Raw genomic sequence first — 17,354 nt, 5'->3', positions numbered from 1 at the left:
GCTTTAGATTAACACCCGCTTAATTATATTCTTTCCCAGGAGAAATCTTAAAAAGTGCAGAAATCCACACCACCGGAAGATCTCAGCCGGCTTACTCTACTCGGCCGAGAAGCAAAGCCGTCCAGAAAACTTGAAACCTTTCCCAACCGTCATCCCGACCGGGATTATATCGTTACCATGGAAACAGCGGAATTTACCTGTGTGTGCCCCATGACAGGCCAGCCGGATTTCGCCGACCTGCACATCTCATACATCCCTGACGCCTCCATTCTGGAATCAAAATCCCTGAAGCTCTATCTGTGGTCATACCGCAACGAAGGCATTTTTCACGAGCACGTCACCAATGTGATTCTGGAGGATGTGGTCGCCGCGCTGTCTCCACGCTGGTGCAAGGTTACCGCCAATTTCGGGGTTCGCGGGGGGATCTCCATTACCGTGGAGGCTGAGTACAAAAAGCCGGGATGGTCCAAGCCATGACCCATGCCGACGAATCCACCCTGACACCCGATTTCGACACTCTCATCGACCGACGGGGAACCGCCTCGGAAAAATGGGATAAATATGAGGGTCGCGACATTCTCCCCCTGTGGGTTGCCGATATGGATTTCCGCTCTCCCGAGGCCGTCATCGCCGCCCTGCACAAGAGGGTTGACCACGGCATTTTCGGATATACCGATCCACCCCATAAGCTGGTAGAGGTCGTCTGTTCCATGCTTGAGGATCTTTATGAATGGACCGTTGAACCGGACTGGCTTGTCTGGCTTCCGGGACTGGTCTGCGGAATCAACGTGGCCTGCCGCGCCGCCGGTCAGGAAGGTGACGAAATCCTGACCGCGATTCCTGTCTATCCCCCGTTTCTCACTGCTCCGGCCCACGCGAACAGGCAGCTGAAAGCGATACCCCTGATCGATAATGGAGACCGTTGGGTTTTTGATTTTGAACGCCTTCGCGACGCTCTCACTCCCAGAACCAGTCTTTTTCTGCTCTGCAATCCCCACAACCCCGTGGGACGGGCCTTTGTTGCCGATGAACTCGCCTCGCTGGCATCCTGCCTTGAAGGATATGACAGGATTATCTGTTCCGACGAGATTCACTGCGGTCTGATTCTGGATACGGACAAGCGGCACATTCCGATTGCCGCCCTGAACCCGGAAATCGCGGAGAGGACCATTACCCTGATGGCGCCCAGCAAAACGTTCAACATCCCCGGACTGGGCTGCTCCTTTGCAGTCATCTCCAATCCCTCTTTGCGGAAGCGGTTTTACCGGGCAATGGCAGGCATCGTGCCGCCCGTGAATGCCCTGGGATTTACAGCGGCTCTGGCGGCATACCTTGAGGGGCATTCCTGGCATGCAACGCTACTGGCTTATCTTCGGGAAAACAGCATGCTGGTGGAAGAGGCCGTTAACCGGATGCCCGGAATGTCCATGCATTCCGTGGAAGCGACCTATCTGGCCTGGATTGATACCAGATCGACCGGCCTTAAGGAACCGGCGGCTTTTTTTGAAAACGCCGGCGTGGGTCTTTCCGACGGCAGGTATTTCGGGACGCCGGGATTTGTGCGGCTGAATTTCGGCTGTCCCCGGGTTATGCTCAGAGAAGCCCTCGAAAGAATGTCGCGGGCGATGCAACGTATATCTCTCCCGGGCAGGGAATGAAACTGATGAGATTCATCAAGCTGTTCCCGAGAGAAGACCTCCGGATAAGATACCCTGATTTACCCAAAATCAAAAAGATAAAAGGAAAACTTGAAAGGCAATATCTTCATGACCGGCGCTGAAAGTCTTATCATGACCGCGGTAAAGGCGGGGATTGAAGTCTGTTTCGCCAACGCGGGCACAACGGAACTTCCCGTAGTCCGCGCCCTGGAGAAAGTTCCCGGAGTGCGGCCGATTCTGTGCCTGTTTGAAGGAGGATGCAGCGGCGCGGCCGATGGATACGCCCGGATGAAGGAGAAGCCGGCCATGACCCTGCTGCATCTTGGACCGGGATTTGCCAACGCCGTCGCCAATTTTCATAATGCCCGCCGCGCTGGGTCACCCATATTCAACGTTGTCGGTGACCATGCCTCCTGGCACCGCCCGTCGGATCCGCTGCTCAACATGGACGTGGAAGCCCTGGTGGGCACCGTTTCGAGGTGGCAGCGAACAAACCAATCATCGGACAGGATCTCTCACGATGCCGCGGAGGGGATATCCGCTGCCTTATCCGGCCTGATAGCCAGTCTCATTCTGCCCAGTGACCACGCATGGGCGGAAATTCCGCCTTCCGAGATACACGCTGCCGGTTTTCGCTTCGATCCCGTCGATTCGGAATCCATTGAAGAAGCGGCAAAACTCCTGCGTTCGACCTCACGAAAGGCGCTTTTCCTGGGCGGCAGGGCGCTGTGGAAAGCGGGTCTCCATGCTGCGGCACGCGTCGCGGCATCGACGGGTTGCGACCTTCTGACTGATGTTTTCCCCGCCCGCATGGAACGGGGCGCCGGCTTTCCAATCGTTCAGAAAATTCCCTATTTCCCCGAACATGCAGCGGCGATGCTGTCCGGCTATGAAGCATTTGTCTTTGCGGGAGCACGGGAACCCGTGGCCTTTTTCGGTTATCAGGACATGCCAGGCAGACTTCTGACTTCAGATCAGCGGCGCGTTCACATCGGAACGGCTTTTCAGGATGCAGCGGCAGCGCTGGAATGTCTTGCCGAAGCGCTGGATTCTCCTCCTTCTCCACCAGGCAAAGCACCCTACATGGCATCTCTACGTTATCCGGAACTTCCCGGAGGCGTCCTGACAGCTGAAAAGACCTGCCTCGCGCTGACAGCACTGCAGCCAGAAAATGCCATTGTCGTCGATGAGTCTCTGACGTCGGGTTCAGCCTATTATTCCCTCGCAACGAGCCTGGCGCCGCATACCCTTATCAACCTGACCGGCGGCGCAATCGGTCAGGGCATCCCAAGCGCCACAGGGGCCGCCATAGCCTGCCCCGAACGACCCGTAATCAATTTTCAGGCAGACGGCAGCGCCCTGTATACCCTTCAGGCCCTCTGGACGCAGGCACGGGAGAACCTCAATGTCACAACTCTTATCTGCTCCAACCGAAGCTACAACATTATCCGGATGGAAATGAGACGGGCAGGTCATTCTGTGACCGGAACGGAGGCATCCTCTCTGATCGATCTACGTAATCCGGATATAGACTGGGTGCGGCTCAGTCTGGGATTCGGCGTACCGGCCATCTCCGTCACCACCGTGGAAGAATTTTCATCCGCCTTTTACCGGGCCATGGCTGAACCCGGGCCTCATCTGATCGAACTTGTTCTGCAGCCTTCATTTTAAAAATTTCAATTCCGAAGACTCTTCCTTCTCAGGAGTGGGTTTTACGGACAGGAGTCTCATGAATAACAAAATGTTTATCAATCCGTTTTACTCAAAACCCGAGATCAGATATCCATGCCTCTGGACATACAAGGTGATAGGCAGAGATCGCGACCGGGTCCTGGAAGCAATCGATGAAGTCATGCAGCAGCGACCCTGCGAGGTTCATTATTCCAGAAGCAGTTCAAAAGGGAAATATCACAGTTTTTCTCTGGAGATCACTCTTTACAGTGACAATCAGCGATTGTCCATATATGAAGCCCTGATGCGGCACCCGGCCATCCGGATCGTCCTGTAAATCTGATGAAGTCCGAAAAAGCGCTTTTCCCAAGAAAATTTCAAGCGTCTCAGGGCGAAGAGACTCTCCGGACGGCTCTTTTCGCTCGAGTACAGAAAATCCGGGAGAAAGGCGAGCTCGTCGTTCCTGTTCTGACAGTTACCTCCGCCCTTGCTTCAGCATTGAATGCCGCGGAAAGACGCGGCCACCTGCGTATCGGTCTGGATGCGGCAGAGGAAATCCTGGCCAGAGAACGGCATGGTTTGCAGAAGATGGAGAAGGAGCAGGGCCTCTTTGTGGGAAAACGCATTTCACGATTGATCCTGACCGCCAATGATGGTACAGAGCGCTTTTACCGGAGCGTCGAATGGCTGGCCAGGGATCACAGCCCCCGGCTGCTGGTCTGCAGGCTTGACATCCCCGCATCGGAACTCGGCCGCATCCTTTTTGGTCAGGAGCGAAATATCAAACTGCTCCTGATCGACCATAAGGATACGGTTTCGCTGGTTCTCCAAACCCTGATTCCCGAAGGAAAAGAAGAAGAGGAGTAAGATGCCCTTTACCTTGAATTTGACTGCGGATTATCACCGTGGGAAATTGAATACCCTCGGCTGGGAGATGACGGTAAGCAACGCCCTTTATCCGCAGGACAGCCCCTGCCGGTCGGTCCTGAAAGACCCCTCTTCCTACGGTCGGCACCTTTATGATTATCTTGCCGGGTTTTTTCCTCTTTCCGAAATATCCCGGATTCTCGAAGTCGGTGGAGGCTATGGTTATCTCATGAGGGAATTCCTGGAATGCAATCCACACCTGCGGCCTCTCATGGTGGACATTTCTCCGGCCTTGCTGGAAAAGCAGAAGGAAGCGCTCAAGGATTTCGATGTGATGTTCCGGGAAGCCGACTTCCTGGAATTGGATGACGCCCAGCTGGAAGGCATCGAACTGGCCATGCTGAATGAAATCCTGGGTGATTTTCCCACTGCAGTGGATGTGCCCGCTGAAATTCTGGACCCGAGTCTTTCCCCGGACGCTCTGGATGGTCCGTTGCAGAGAATACGTCGACTTTATGATTTTTATTCTCTCGGCCGCCCCAGAACATCGACGTTTTCTTTCAATCTCGGCGCCGTCGAATCCGTGGAAAAACTTTGCCGTGCGGGGGTTCCCGCAATCTTTCTCGGAGAACACAGCTGCGAGGCGTCCGTCCCGGAGCACTTTGCCCGGTATATTTTTATCGAGACTTCAGACAGCCCTCAGCGTATCGCCCTCAAGGGTCATGACGAATACACGATTAAGATGTCCCATCTGCAGCAGGTAGCGGAAGCGTTCCACTACCGGGTCCTCCGTGGTCCTTTCGCCGATTTCCTGGAGATTCGCTATTCGGACGCGCTGCTGGCCCTGTTGGAGTCCCGGAAGATTGCCGAGGAAAGTCATGAGATTATTTTCCATTTCCTCGAGGATCTTTTTCTGTACGAATATTTGATTCTGATCAAGGTTTAGACTTAATACTCTCAAGTCTCTCCCGGTTAAAAGAGCAATTCACTGAGCAAATAAATCAGCTTGTTTGGCGGGGATGAGCCAATCGCGCTTTGCAGCAACTTTCCTTTGACTTCCGCTGCCAAATGTCAATAAACAAATCCGAACTTATGCGACAGAAAGGAAAAGGCGGCTTTTGTGCCGCCTTTTCCTTTATCTCTTCGGCATACGTTTAAATTACCTGACTTTTGCGAGTTTCTCCTTGATTGCAGCCTCTGTTGCAGGGCCCGCTTTGCCGTCGGCAGGAATTCCCGCTGTGGTTTGAAATTTCATCACCGCTCTTCGCGTGGCCGGGCCAAAGCGCCCGTCAACGGTCAATTTGGGATCCGCGCCAAGTTGGTTCAGGGCATTCTGCAGCCATTGTGTCTTGTCGCCTTTATCGGCGCCATCCTTTGTCTCCACGGCAGCTGCAGCCGGTTCGGCGGCGGCAGGAGCGGGAGTTTCGGCAGCGGGGGCAGGCGCCGCGGCACTCTCAGCAGCAGGGGCTGCCAAACCGAGGATCCCCATGGTCCGCGTTGCTTTTTCTTTAATCGCGTTCGCTGAATTGACAGCATCGGCGACACGACCGGCATTGAAGCTTTCCATGGCCTTTGCCCATTCTTCCTTTACAGCGGCAAGACCAGCTTTCGCCTCGTCAAATTTTTCAGTCGTCAGATCAGCAGGTAGTTTTTTTGACTTGGCAAGAAGATCAACCTTACCCTGCATCGTTTCGACCATCTTGGGAAGTTCCTGACTGAGATTTGTCCAGGAAGCGGTCATTTCCTCCTTCTTGAGTTTTGCCGCCTCCAGCACTTCTTTCGCCTTGCCGGCAAGATCCTTCGCTTCCGTGATGACGGCCTGATATTCCTTCTTGGCGAACTTGTCTTTCACGGCGGCAAGAGAATCCTCAAGGGATTGCATCTGATCGGGAACATACTTGACCGCTTCGGTCCTGGCTGTGTTGACGGCTTCCTCTGCCGCCTTTAGAGCCATTTCTGCCGGTTTGTTGTCACCGGCACAGGCCAGCAGAACGATGGTGCTGAGAAAAACGAGGATTGTTACAAATACGGTTTTCTTCAACATAGCAAGTTCTCCTTTCATTTTTCAGAATTTTATTACTTTTACCATACTGTTCGACTGATCCTCAATTTCTTTCACGGCGCGACCAGAGGTTTTTCCGGAATCAGAAGCAATCAATATTTCCAATTTCAGATCAAAAATGATATCAAGCCTGCACGGAGCTCTTTTACGCACGGCCGGAGCACAATCTCTGCATTATATTCTTGACCCCGGGAAGCATGCAGTGGGTCAAGTCAGGAAAGACATGAATCGATTAGAGGATGAAACGAAACTGTCCCTCCGGGAATGGCTGTCCCGACTGGAGCGGAACCGGCGTTTTCAGGAAAACGTGGCGGCCTCCCGGCACTGGCCGGCCACACCGGGCCGTTACGCTTCCTTCCCGGAATGGATGCATTCCGGACTGCGCACCGTTCTGGAGAAACGCGGCATCTCTGAGCTTTACAGCCATCAGGCCGAAGCGGTTGAATGCATACGAAACGGCAGAGATGTCGTTCTCGTCACGCCGACGGCCAGCGGCAAGACGCTCTGCTACAACCTTCCCGTGCTCCAGAAGATTCTTGAAAACCCGGAAACACGGGCCCTTTATCTTTTTCCCACCAAGGCCCTGGCCCAGGATCAGATGCACGAAGTCTCCGGTCTTATCCAGGAACTGAAGGCGGACATCAAAACCTTTACCTATGACGGCGACACCCCCGACGATGCCCGTCAGGCCATCCGCAGGCAAGGCCATGTGGTTGTAACCAACCCGGATATGCTCCACGCCGGCATTCTGCCCCATCACACGAAGTGGCAGAAGCTCTTCATGAACCTCCGCTATGTCGTGATCGACGAACTCCATGTATATCGAGGGATTTTCGGGTCTCATCTGGCCAACGTCATCCGGCGGCTCGTCCGGATCTGCCGCTTTTACGGCCAGGACCCCGTATTTGTCTGCTGTTCGGCCACGGTCGCCAATCCCCGGGAACACGCTGAAAGCATCCTGGAGCGAGACGTTCATCTCATCGATTCCAGTGGAGCCCCGACGTCAGCCAAAACCTTTATCCTTTACAATCCGCCCATCGTGAACCGGGAACTGGGCATCCGGCAGTCGGCCCTGACCCCGGCCTGCCACCTGGCCGCCGATCTGATCCGCCAGGGCATCCAGACCATAGTTTTTACGACAAGCCGCCTGAATGTGGAAATTCTGACCCACTACCTCAAGGAACAGGTGAACAGGGGCCGCGAGATTCCGGTGGATGACGGCGTCGTTACCGGCTATCGGGGCGGCTATCTTCCGAATCTCCGCCGCCGGATCGAAGCGGGATTGCGGAGCCGCTCCATCCTGGGCGTCGTCAGCACCAACGCCCTCGAACTGGGCATCGACATCGGTGATCTGGAAGCCTGTTTCATGGTGGGCTATCCCGGATCCATCGCCAGCACCTGGCAGCAGGCCGGAAGAGCGGGCAGACGGCAGGGGGAAAGCCTTGCCCTACTGATTGCCCGCAGCACCCCGATGGATCAGTTCCTCGCCGAAAATCCGGATTACTTCTTTGCCCGCTCGCCGGAATTCTGCCGCATCAACCCCGACAATCTTTTGATCCTGCTTCATCACATCAAAAGCGCAGCCTTCGAACTCCCCTTCGAACAGGGAGAGCGTTTCGGCAAGGAAGATCTGATGGAACTGCTCGCCTACCTGGAGGAAAAGGGCGTCCTGCACCGGGAAGGCCGGCGCTGGCACTGGGCTGCGGAAAGCTATCCCGCCGATGAGATCAGCCTGCGATCCATCAATCCTGAAAATGTCGTGGTCATCGACGCGACGGAAACGGGAAAGCCGGTGGTCATCGCCGAAGTGGACTGGGACAGCGCATTTACCGCCGTCCACGACGAGGCGATCTACATGGTGGAATCACAGCAGTATCATGTTGACAAGCTGGACCTGGAGCGGAAGAAGGCCTACGTCCGCAAGGTCGATGTGGATTACTACACGGACGCCATGACCTACACCCATGTGCGGGTCATCGACGAGTTTCAGCAGAAGCCCTCTCGTCGGGCGTTCGTGGAGCACGGTGAGGTTCAGGTGGTACGCAAGGTGGTGGGCTACAAGAAAATCAAGTTCTACACTGCGGAAAATCTGGGATACGGCGACGTCAACCTTCCGGAAAAAGACATGCATACGACGAGTTACTGGTTCACGCTGCCCCGCGACCTGCTCCGGGAACTTCCTTTCACCCAGGCCGAGATACTCGACGGCCTTTCCGGTCTCGCTTACGCCCTGCATCACCTGGCGGCGATGATCCTGATGGCCGATATCCGCGACATCGACCGCTGCATCGGCGACAAGAGCGGCGATTTCTTCGTTTCTTCCGGCCGAAGTGGTCGGGCCGTCGCCTCAACCTCATCACGGAAATCGGCAATCTCTGATCCTCAAGCCCCTCTTCGTCTGGACGACTTCGATCCCACCCTTTTCCTCTTCGACGCCTATCCCGGCGGCATCGGATTTTCTCAACTTCTTTTCGAGGAACACGACCGGCTGCTGAATGTGGCCCGTCAGTTGATTCGAGGCTGTCCCTGCACCCACGGCTGTCCCAGTTGCGTAGGCCCGACCCTGGAGGTCGGACCGTCAGGCAAGGAAGCAGCGCTGGCCATCCTCGGCCTGATCAGCGAGGAGATTCCTCTGCACTGATCCGTTTTTTAAAATGCGAGAATACAGGAATAGTTACGTGTTAAATGACGGCACGAAAAGTATGACCGAAATGGGAAGAGAGGCATGAGCCTCAAGGACCGTCTGCGGCGCCTGACCGGTGAAGAAGAATCGCCCGCAAAACCGGACACGACGGATCGAGCGGAACAGCTCAGCGATCTGCGGCGGCGCCTTGACGCCATTGTATCCCGACGACCGGGAGATACACCTGAGTTCTTTCCTCCGGGACGTCTCCGAAAGGAATTACCGGCGCTGCAGGACCTTCTGACCGGATGCGAAGAATGCAACGACTGGGGTGCATTTTTTCGAATCGACTCTCTACTGGAAGGAACCGAGACCCACGGCATCCGCCGGCTTAATGAACTGGAGACGCTGGATATGGAAGCGACGGCTCTCCTGGCCAACGACACCCGCTTGTCCGATTTTGACAGCCGGACCGCACTTTTTCTCGACACGGAAACGACGGGTTTGGCCGGTGGAACGGGAACTCTGGCCTTTCTTGTCGGCGTGGGCTGGTTCGAAGCGGATGGTCGCTTCCTCGTCCGCCAGCTTTTCGCCCGGAGTTTCGAGGAAGAACGGGCCGTTCTCGCCGCCCTTCAGAAAATTGCCGCTTCGAAACGTTATCTGGTCACGTTCAACGGCAAATCCTTCGACATCAACCTGCTCGCCACCCGCTACATCCTGAACCGTCTGGACAACCCGCTGACCGCCCTTCCTCATCTCGACCTGCTTCACCCGGCCCGGCGTCTTTTCGGCCATCGGATCAGCAACAGCCGGCTTATTACCCTGGAGGAGGCTCTTCTGAAATTCTATCGCGAGGACGACCTGCCGGGTAGCGAAGTCCCTATGCGCTACTTCAACTGGCTCCGGTCTCGCGATCCCCATCCCCTGCTTGACGTCTTCCGGCACAACCGTCTGGACATCACGGCCCTTGCGGCACTGACCGTTCATCTGGCGGGGATATTCAACTCCAACGGTCATTGCTCCCATTATGATCCCTCGGACCTCTGCGCCGCGGCCCGTCTTTTCCTGGACAGGGGGAGACAGCTTTCGGCCTGTTCCCTATACGAGGATGCTTCCCGTTCCGCTTCGCGAACGGCGTCCCTTGAGGCGCGTCAGGCCCTTTCCCTGATTCATAAAAAAAACAGCCAGTGGGAAAAGGCGGTTATCCTCTGGGAGGATCTATTGAAGGAAAATCCGAATGACCTCTTCGCCGCGGAGGAACTGGCCAAATGGCATGAACATCGGACAGGAAATCTTGAACGGGCGTTACAACTCGTGGATGGAATCATGAAGACATCCCCCCCGATGCCGGAACAGCAGAAAGATGCCTGGCGTCACCGGTTTTCCCGCCTTCAGACCCGCTGCGAAAAGGCTAAGCAGCGCGGAGTTGATGACAAAACCGGTGCGGAGAAGAGAACACCGCCGGATAATGAAGTCGGATAATTTTTGCAGTTCATTCTGTCTGTACGAACTTTTTCATCTGAGACGAAACCAGGACTTCAGGATGGCTCTTTCCTGATATCTTCCAATCCTGAAACCCACAACAATAATAAATTAAAATTACTGGTAGAAAACTGCGGAGTCTGCAGATAAGAATGCCGGCTCATTTCAAGTTTTTGAAAAAAAGGCCGCCCGGGAAAATGCGGCCTTTGAAGCGTTAGAAGGCATAAACGAGGTTGAACCAGAACTTGTCGCCCTCAGGCTTGTTCCTTGCCTCGAATTCGGACTGCCACTTGAGCGTGAAGCTCATGTTCCTGTAACTGTACTGCGCCACGGGACCGATGGAGAAGACTCGGCCCTCGAATCCGTCTGATCCGACTTTGACCCCGTCCTGCTCATCATCAGTCGTCTGATCATAGTAATAGCCCCCGATGCCGACGGCCCACGACTTGTTGATGTGATAGCCGATAGTCAAGTCGGTGTGGAATTCCTGGCCGGACTCGTAATTCGTGTCGTCGTTTTCCGTGTTGAAATCGTACATCAATTTGGCGGAGACCTCGAAGCCGCTGTCGTTCAGGTAGGTCATGGCAAGGACGGGCTCGAAGGTCCAGTAATTCCTCCCGAGATTTGCCAGACGGTCCTCGTCGTAGGTACCCACGGGGATATAGATGTCGAGACCCGCCGTGACGTGAAAGTTTTTGGTGTGCCAGCCGAGAATGATCGGGTTTACGATGATGTCTCCCAACCCGAAACGATCATCGCTGTCGCCGCCGCTTTTCACGTCCTGATAGGTCAGGGGAATAAAGGCATGAACGGCCCAGTTGGCGCCAAGGATCTTGCAGTTTGTCACATGGATGAACCGGAGCACATCGGCCGTCACCTTCAGATCGAAATCGGGAATGAGATCGTTGCCGTTGCCGTCCTTGAAATCCGATGCCGTGTAGTAGGTCAGGTAGTTTTTAAAATAGGTCCCCGGCGGCGGTAGCGCCCCGGTCATGAAGTCCTCGGCGCCGTTCGGGTATGCCCCGCCGCCTCCCTCGGTCGCAGAGGCCGTTCCCGGGAGAGCGCCCGGGCTCAGGAGCACGGTTGCCGCAACCACCATGATGAATAACTTACTGAATACAGGCCACTTCTTCTTCACACTATATCCTCCTTCTTGAATTATTGGCTTTTTCGACTGCTGAACGAGTCTCCCATATCGACGTCAGCCGTCATCTGCGATGAGAAAAGCGGATCAGGCCGTCATTCCCATCCGATGACGTCATATCCTTTTTCCTGCAGGCATCGGATCATGAAGTTTTTGAAAATGGGACTGGGTTCCGACGCGCGGATGATGCCGTGCACCAGACCCGTCGCCGCGCCGGCGGCTGCGCCGACACCAATGCCCCGACCCAGGTTGCCCGTCACGGCGCCTGCGGCGCCGCCGATGACTGCCCCTCCGGCTCCGCCAATGGCGGTGCTTCTGGCCGCGGCAATTCCTGCATCTGATTTGACGTACTGATCGGCAAGGACCTCACATTCTGCTATATCCTTACGGGCCTGCACCTCGCCGACCATCTGAAGGTGAGCATTGGGATAAAGGACGGGGCCGGTGGCGCACCCTGTCAACGAGAGAATCGCAATAACAAGCATAATCAATTTCATTTTGGTTTCTCCTCAGAGGATGTCTGTCTATTTTTTTCCGTAACTCCTGCAACTGGATCGCATTATTTCATGTCACAATGCCCACAAGCCTTGAGCCTTTTTAATGAGGAAACAACCCCTGGCGGTCCGTTTTTTACGTCAGTTTCCTGTACCAGCAATGTTGACTGAACCTTAAGTCCAGATTATGAGATGATATTTTTTGCCCGAAATAAAACTCGGTATTGTCATTACGATAAGATTTATTGCCAGATGATAAGCTGCTTTTTAAAATCCACTTCATACTTCAACCCGCGCAGGACATCCATCCCGAGCAGTCCATCATATCGTGCAGCCGAACTTTTATGAGGGACGACAAAAATGTTCCAATTGCGTTTCGTATGCGGCCCGACAGTCAAACGACCTATCCTGACCACGCGGGCGTTGAGGACTCCTCCCCCGACGACCTGCACTTTGGTCCTTGCCGCCTGATCCAGATTGATGGCCAACTGATCGGCAATGTCGGAATGGATCGCCGTTCCCGTAGAGCCTGTATCCAGCAGGAGATAAACATCGATTTCATTGCCGCCGTGCGCAAGTGTAGCGGGAACAAGAACTGAGTTTCCCATGATCTTCACCCGGGTTGGTTCGTCACCCCAAGAGACGACAACCTCCGGACGGCGCTTCCAGTTCTCGCTCTCTCCGGGCGCCTCTCCCCTGCTTCCGGATTTCGCATACTGAAGTCCCTCTGGAATGGGGGGCGCCGTGTATATCGGGGCGACCCCTTCGACAATCTCTTCAGGAAAAAAACGGTTCTCAGCCATCAAATCCACTGTCATGCAGAAAAAGCATGTCATTGCGATCAAAAAACCGGTTATGGCGCTCCTGAGTCTCTGCATCCCCTTCTCCCTCACGTCCGAACTCTTCTCTTTGAGGAATGTGACTGGAAATTTTCCATAACTATTGAGCATTGTCAACGTTCGGCATCACTTCGATCAAATTATATTTTGAATCTGCGAACAACGGCGCGAAAGGCATGCCTCAGGGGAAGGCGGTGATACGGCCTTCCGAATTGAGAGTGAAGGTCTTTGACCCCTGCGGATGCTTGAAGGCCGCATCGCAGGTCGCGGTATGAGTGGCGGCCATAAAAACGAATGACCCGCTGACGGGAGAAAGCCCCCGATAACTGGGAGGTGGATTTGTGCTGTTGAAAGTCTTATCCCCGCTGCTGTCGATCGCATCGGACATGGAAGCCGTATAAAAGTTTCTGGCATCCGTCTTTGCCTGTGAATCACAGGCGCTCTGACGATAAACGAGAAACCGGGGAACGGCGATCGTTGCAAGCACCCCAAGAATCGCGATGACAATCATCAGTTCAATAAGTGTAAAACCGCACTCATTTCGCCTGCCTTTGTTCTCTGTACGCATCAAGCATCCCTTTTGGTAATTAATTCCATCACTTCTACTGATAACTCATTTTACTCTACACTATAATGCATTTTAAAATCCATAAAAACGATTGCATCCGTACAAAAAATCGTCATGCCCGTTTACTCCCGTTGAGCGATGAAACCGACCGCAGCAAGCATGACGATGACAAGGCCGAAGCCGAAATACATGTAGGTGAATGTGTCAGTGATAGAGGGCCCGGTTTCGCGGATCACATCCATGTTCAGGATATAGCCCCAGTACAGAGTAAAACAGTAGTTAATCAGCAACGCCAGTTTAATTCGTCCATAAAGCAGTGCCAGAGTGCTGATCAGAAGCAGGAAAACGATCTGAATAACGGGAACAGAAAGTTGAGCTGAATAAAAAACATCCATATTTCCTCCTTATGCCTTACATATTGAAGTGACGTTTTGATAAAAATGACACCAGAAACGGTCCTGTGTCGATATCCACTCAGTCATGGCCCTTTTGCCAATACATCCGACATCCTCCTGTATGTTAACTTAGTTCGATCATTGCTTTTTTACAACAGGGCCAATGTGATAGTCCTCACCAAAGACGATGTGATACGTTTCACCTGAGAAATCCCCCGCTCTTAATCCCTGCACAAAATCCCCCCACGCATTCTCTGGCAGCTCAGTGAAAGATTTTTTCCCGCCCTTTTCCCTCATGTTATCTTGAGCTTAAATCATTAAACAATCGATGCCGGCCTTCTTTAAGCCCGTGAAACGGCAGACTGAATTCATTTGAAAAATATAAATGAATTCAGTGATAAAATATGGCATCGTCATCAATACGGAAATTAACTTTTCCTGGAGGGCCTGACCGATTTCGATGAAGAAAACCGTATTTTCCGTAAAGAGTCTTACAAAAATCTATGACATGGGCGAGATTCAGGTCAATGCTCTGCGGGGCGTCGATATGGAACTCTACGAGGGTGAAATGGTTGTGTTGCTGGGGCCGTCCGGAAGTGGGAAATCCACCCTGCTGAACATCCTGGGCGGCCTCGATACGGCTACGGCCGGCGAGGTATCCTACAGGGGTAAAGACCTGACGAAAGCAACGGAACAGGAATTGACGGAGTATCGACGATATCACATCGGCTTTGTTTTTCAATTCTACAACCTGATCCCCAGCCTGACGGCCCTTGAAAACGTAGCTGTTGTCACGGAGATCTCCCGGAATCCCATGCTGCCGGAAGATGCCCTGTCGCTTGTCGGACTTCTGGACAGGAAGGACCATTTTCCATCTCAGCTTTCCGGCGGCGAACAGCAGCGCGTCGCCATCGCCCGGGCCATCTCGAAAAATCCGGAGGTTCTGCTCTGTGACGAGCCTACAGGGGCGCTGGATTTCAAGACGGGCATCCTGGTTCTGGAAGCTCTGGAACGGGTCAACCGGGAACTCGGTACGGCAACGGTCATCATTACGCACAACGCCGATATCGCCTCCATGGCCGACCGGATCATCAGCCTGAGAAACGGCCTCATCGCCGACATTACGATAAACACCATAAAGAAGAAACCGGGAGAGCTTCGCTGGTAAGGCTCATGATGCATCCATGAACACCCTGAACGTTAAACTGACGCGCGATCTGTGGCGGATGAAGGGCCAGGTTCTGGCCATCATCATCGTCATCCTCTGCGGCATCACCAATTTCGTCATGTTCATGAGCAACATGAACTCCCTCAAAGCCACCCGCGAGAAGTTCTATCGGGAATACGTTTTTGCCGATGTCTTTGCCTCCCTGAAACGGGCGCCTGAGAGTGTGAGGGGTCAGATTGCCGGCATCGAAGGAGTCTCCTCCGTGGAAACCCGGATTACGGCCGACGTCAAACTCGCCATAGAAGGCTTTGAAGAGCCCGTGACGGGAAAGATCCTTTCCATCCCCGACAATGGAAGACCGGAAATCAACAAACTCTATATCAGAAAAGGTCGCCTTCCCGACTCCTCCAGGGATGACGAAGTGCTGCTCGGCGACACGTTCGCCGAAGCCCACCGCTTCTCCCTGGGCGACCGGATCGGCGCGGTGATCAACGGTAAATGGAAAATGCTGACCATCGTCGGAGTCGGCCTGTCGCCGGAATTTGTGCTTCAGATCCGACCGGGGGCCATCAGTCCCGATTACAGGCGATATGGTCTTCTATGGATGCCCAAGACAACCCTGGCCACAGCCTACGATATGAAAGGAGCCTTCAACGACGTCGTCCTGACCTGTACCCCTCATGCCGATATCAATGCCGTGATCCGGCGCCTTGACAATATCATCAACCGTTACGGGGGACTCGAAGCGTACGGCAGAAAAGACCAGACGTCTCACCGTTTCCTCAGCGAGGAATTCAAACAGCTGGAAATATTTTCATTCCTGTTCCCGACCATCTTTATCGCCGTGGCAGCTTTTCTCCTCAACGTCGTCATCAGCCGCACCGTCAATACGCAGCGGGAACAGGTTGCGATCCTTAAAGCCTTCGGCTACGGCAACCTGGAAATCGGTCTGCACTACTTCAAGTTTGTCCTCTTCACCGTCATCCTGGGAGTGGCAGGCGGCACAGCGACGGGAGTCTGGCTGGGAAGACTCCTGGGCGACATCTACATGGAATATTATCGATTCCCCTACCTTCTCTTCCGCCTCGATGTCGCCATTGTGCTTGAAGCAGTGGTCATCAGCCTGGCGGCGGCCCTGGCCGGTACGGTACACGCGATCCGCACCGCCGCGAAACTGCCTCCCGCGGAAGCCATGCGCCCCGAGCAGCCGGCAAAGTACCGAAAGACATATATTGAACGCCTCGGTCTGGGCCGCATTCTGTCACAGCCCGCCCGGATCGTCGCCCGCAATATGGAGAGAAGACCCCTCAGGTCGCTTCTTTCCGTGATCGGCATCGCCTTTTCCTGCGCTATCATGCTGATGAGCGGATTTTTTAAAGACGCCGTGGATTACATGGTTCATATTCAATTTACCTTGTCACAGCGGGAAGACATGAAAGTGACTTTTGTCGAACCCACATCGGCAAACGCCGTCTATTCGATGAGAGGCATCCGCGGCATTGAATATGTTGAAGGCTACAGAACGATTCCCGCGAGGCTTCGATTCGGCAACCGAAGCTACAAGACCGCCATTGAAGGCATAGAATCCGGAAGCGCCTTGAGGCAGATCCTTAACGAAAAACTGAAGCCCATTTTTATCCCCCCTGCGGGTATTGTGCTGACCGACTATCTGGGCGGGTATCTCGGCATCAGACCGGGGGATATGCTGACCGTTGAAATTCTTGAAGGGGAAAGACCCATGCGACAGGTTCCTGTCGCCGCCCTGGCCAAACAGTATATGGGGCTCATGGGTTATATGGACGCCCCGGCGCTGAGTCACCTTCTCCGTGAAGGGGAAGCTCTGTCCGGCGTATCTGTTGTGGTTGACCCGATGTATAAAAAGGAGATATATAAACAGTTGATCAATATGCCCCGTGTATCCGGCGCCGTCGTGATCAAGGATGAAATCCGGAATTTCTACGACACTCAGGCTAAGTCCATGCTTTTTTTTACTCTCATCGCCACCCTGATGGCGGGCGCCATCACATTCGGTGTTGTCTACAACACCGCCAGGATCGCGCTTTCCGAAAGAAGCCGCGAATTGTCCAGTCTTCGCGTCCTTGGCTACACCCGTGGCGAAATTTCCTACATCCTTCTGGGTGAGCTTGTCCTGATTACCCTGGCAGCCATTCCGCTGGGTTTCATTATCGGCCGAGCGCTCTGCAGCTATCTCGCCTATGCCGTGGCGTCCGATATTTTCCGGATCCCCGTCGTCATCGAACCGGCTACCTATTCCATGGCCGCCGCCGTCGTAATTCTTTCGGCTGCCATATCGGGGCTGATTGTCCGCCACAGGCTTGATTCCCTGAATCTTGTCGAAGTTCTCAAAGCAAGGGAGTGAATG

At 54.1% G+C, this 17,354-nt stretch carries 16 protein-coding genes; 10 read left to right on the top strand and 6 right to left on the bottom strand.

The window, feature by feature from the left end:
- Nucleotides 1-54 precede the first annotated feature (54 nt).
- The 6 genes from queF to SYN_RS07190 all read left to right on the top strand — a co-directional run bounded on the left by queF (nucleotide 55) and on the right by SYN_RS07190 (nucleotide 5,142).
- Complete coding sequence (gene queF / locus SYN_RS07215; protein ID WP_011417419.1) at nucleotides 55-477, top strand: preQ(1) synthase; 423 nt, start codon at nucleotides 55-57, stop codon at nucleotides 475-477.
- Nucleotides 474-1,658, top strand: a complete 1,185-nt coding sequence (locus tag SYN_RS07210; RefSeq protein WP_041584851.1) for a MalY/PatB family protein — start codon at nucleotides 474-476, stop codon at nucleotides 1,656-1,658. The genes queF and SYN_RS07210 overlap by 4 nt, the downstream gene beginning before the upstream one ends.
- Nucleotides 1,659-1,748: 90 nt before the next feature.
- Nucleotides 1,749-3,329, top strand: coding sequence for an acetolactate synthase large subunit (locus SYN_RS07205; RefSeq protein WP_011417417.1), 1,581 nt, complete (start codon nucleotides 1,749-1,751; stop codon nucleotides 3,327-3,329).
- A 58-nt stretch (nucleotides 3,330-3,387) separates the two neighbouring features.
- Nucleotides 3,388-3,666: an HP0495 family protein gene (locus SYN_RS07200; protein WP_049749938.1), complete on the top strand. Its 279-nt coding sequence runs from the start codon at nucleotides 3,388-3,390 to the stop codon at nucleotides 3,664-3,666.
- A gap of 5 nt (nucleotides 3,667-3,671) precedes the next feature.
- A complete protein-coding gene (locus tag SYN_RS07195) occupies nucleotides 3,672-4,196 on the top strand; it encodes a hypothetical protein (protein ID WP_011417415.1) in 525 nt (174 codons plus the stop codon).
- 1 nt (nucleotide 4,197) lies between these two features.
- Nucleotides 4,198-5,142, top strand: coding sequence for a class I SAM-dependent methyltransferase (locus SYN_RS07190; RefSeq protein ID WP_011417414.1), 945 nt, complete (start codon nucleotides 4,198-4,200; stop codon nucleotides 5,140-5,142).
- A gap of 213 nt (nucleotides 5,143-5,355) precedes the next feature.
- On the opposite strand, the gene SYN_RS15265 is transcribed toward SYN_RS07190, so the two are convergent.
- Nucleotides 5,356-6,240, bottom strand: a complete 885-nt coding sequence (locus SYN_RS15265) for a peptidoglycan-binding domain-containing protein (protein WP_049749937.1) — start codon at nucleotides 6,238-6,240, stop codon at nucleotides 5,356-5,358.
- Nucleotides 6,241-6,481: 241 nt separating this feature from the next.
- Here SYN_RS15265 and SYN_RS07180 point away from each other — a divergent pair, with 241 nt between their 5' ends.
- Both SYN_RS07180 and SYN_RS15260 read left to right on the top strand, forming a co-directional pair.
- Complete coding sequence (locus tag SYN_RS07180; protein WP_158302946.1) at nucleotides 6,482-8,899, top strand: DEAD/DEAH box helicase; 2,418 nt, start codon at nucleotides 6,482-6,484, stop codon at nucleotides 8,897-8,899.
- Nucleotides 8,900-8,983: 84 nt separating this feature from the next.
- Nucleotides 8,984-10,363, top strand: a complete 1,380-nt coding sequence (locus SYN_RS15260) for a ribonuclease H-like domain-containing protein (RefSeq protein ID WP_011417411.1) — start codon at nucleotides 8,984-8,986, stop codon at nucleotides 10,361-10,363.
- 214 nt (nucleotides 10,364-10,577) lie between these two features.
- Here the strand turns inward: SYN_RS15260 and SYN_RS07170 are convergent, their stop codons facing one another.
- The 5 genes from SYN_RS07170 to SYN_RS07150 form a co-directional block, all read right to left on the bottom strand.
- Nucleotides 10,578-11,501 (bottom strand): SphA family protein, encoded by a 924-nt coding sequence (locus SYN_RS07170; RefSeq protein ID WP_011417410.1) that lies wholly within the window; start codon nucleotides 11,499-11,501, stop codon nucleotides 10,578-10,580.
- Nucleotides 11,502-11,602: 101 nt separating this feature from the next.
- Complete coding sequence (locus tag SYN_RS07165) at nucleotides 11,603-12,004, bottom strand: hypothetical protein (protein WP_011417409.1); 402 nt, start codon at nucleotides 12,002-12,004, stop codon at nucleotides 11,603-11,605.
- A gap of 239 nt (nucleotides 12,005-12,243) precedes the next feature.
- Complete coding sequence (locus SYN_RS15255; protein ID WP_158302945.1) at nucleotides 12,244-12,879, bottom strand: retropepsin-like aspartic protease; 636 nt, start codon at nucleotides 12,877-12,879, stop codon at nucleotides 12,244-12,246.
- A gap of 142 nt (nucleotides 12,880-13,021) precedes the next feature.
- Entirely contained in the window at nucleotides 13,022-13,408 is a 387-nt protein-coding gene (locus SYN_RS15790; protein WP_148202519.1) for a type IV pilin protein, read from the bottom strand.
- 122 nt (nucleotides 13,409-13,530) lie between these two features.
- Entirely contained in the window at nucleotides 13,531-13,803 is a 273-nt protein-coding gene (locus tag SYN_RS07150; protein ID WP_011417406.1) for a hypothetical protein, read from the bottom strand.
- A 460-nt stretch (nucleotides 13,804-14,263) separates the two neighbouring features.
- On the opposite strand from SYN_RS07150, the gene SYN_RS07145 reads away from it, so the two are divergent.
- Together SYN_RS07145 and SYN_RS07140 are read left to right on the top strand one after the other, a co-directional pair.
- Nucleotides 14,264-14,971, top strand: coding sequence for an ABC transporter ATP-binding protein (locus SYN_RS07145; protein ID WP_011417404.1), 708 nt, complete (start codon nucleotides 14,264-14,266; stop codon nucleotides 14,969-14,971).
- A gap of 16 nt (nucleotides 14,972-14,987) precedes the next feature.
- A complete protein-coding gene (locus SYN_RS07140) occupies nucleotides 14,988-17,351 on the top strand; it encodes an ABC transporter permease (RefSeq protein WP_011417403.1) in 2,364 nt (787 codons plus the stop codon).
- Nucleotides 17,352-17,354 lie beyond the last annotated feature (3 nt).

The organism is Syntrophus aciditrophicus SB (genome assembly GCF_000013405.1).
GTDB classification, from domain to species: domain Bacteria; phylum Desulfobacterota; class Syntrophia; order Syntrophales; family Syntrophaceae; genus Syntrophus; species Syntrophus aciditrophicus.
This window is presented reverse-complemented; position numbering and strand designations above follow the sequence as displayed.

What these genes read in the sequence shown, in the direction of transcription:
- SYN_RS07145 (WP_011417404.1), top strand. Translation starts at nt 14,264, where the DNA reads ATGAAGAAAACCGTATTTTCCGTAAAGAGTCTTACAAAAATCTATGAC.
- SYN_RS07165 (WP_011417409.1), bottom strand. Translation starts at nt 12,004, where the DNA reads ATGAAATTGATTATGCTTGTTATTGCGATTCTCTCGTTGACAGGGTGC.
- SYN_RS07140 (WP_011417403.1), top strand. Translation starts at nt 14,988, where the DNA reads ATGAACACCCTGAACGTTAAACTGACGCGCGATCTGTGGCGGATGAAG.
- SYN_RS07180 (WP_158302946.1), top strand. Translation starts at nt 6,482, where the DNA reads ATGAATCGATTAGAGGATGAAACGAAACTGTCCCTCCGGGAATGGCTG.
- SYN_RS07190 (WP_011417414.1), top strand. Translation starts at nt 4,198, where the DNA reads ATGCCCTTTACCTTGAATTTGACTGCGGATTATCACCGTGGGAAATTG.
- SYN_RS07195 (WP_011417415.1), top strand. Translation starts at nt 3,672, where the DNA reads ATGAAGTCCGAAAAAGCGCTTTTCCCAAGAAAATTTCAAGCGTCTCAG.
- SYN_RS07200 (WP_049749938.1), top strand. Translation starts at nt 3,388, where the DNA reads ATGAATAACAAAATGTTTATCAATCCGTTTTACTCAAAACCCGAGATC.
- SYN_RS07210 (WP_041584851.1), top strand. Translation starts at nt 474, where the DNA reads ATGACCCATGCCGACGAATCCACCCTGACACCCGATTTCGACACTCTC.
- SYN_RS15260 (WP_011417411.1), top strand. Translation starts at nt 8,984, where the DNA reads ATGAGCCTCAAGGACCGTCTGCGGCGCCTGACCGGTGAAGAAGAATCG.
- SYN_RS07150 (WP_011417406.1), bottom strand. Translation starts at nt 13,803, where the DNA reads ATGGATGTTTTTTATTCAGCTCAACTTTCTGTTCCCGTTATTCAGATC.
- SYN_RS15265 (WP_049749937.1), bottom strand. Translation starts at nt 6,240, where the DNA reads ATGTTGAAGAAAACCGTATTTGTAACAATCCTCGTTTTTCTCAGCACC.
- SYN_RS15790 (WP_148202519.1), bottom strand. Translation starts at nt 13,408, where the DNA reads ATGCGTACAGAGAACAAAGGCAGGCGAAATGAGTGCGGTTTTACACTT.
- SYN_RS15255 (WP_158302945.1), bottom strand. Translation starts at nt 12,879, where the DNA reads ATGCAGAGACTCAGGAGCGCCATAACCGGTTTTTTGATCGCAATGACA.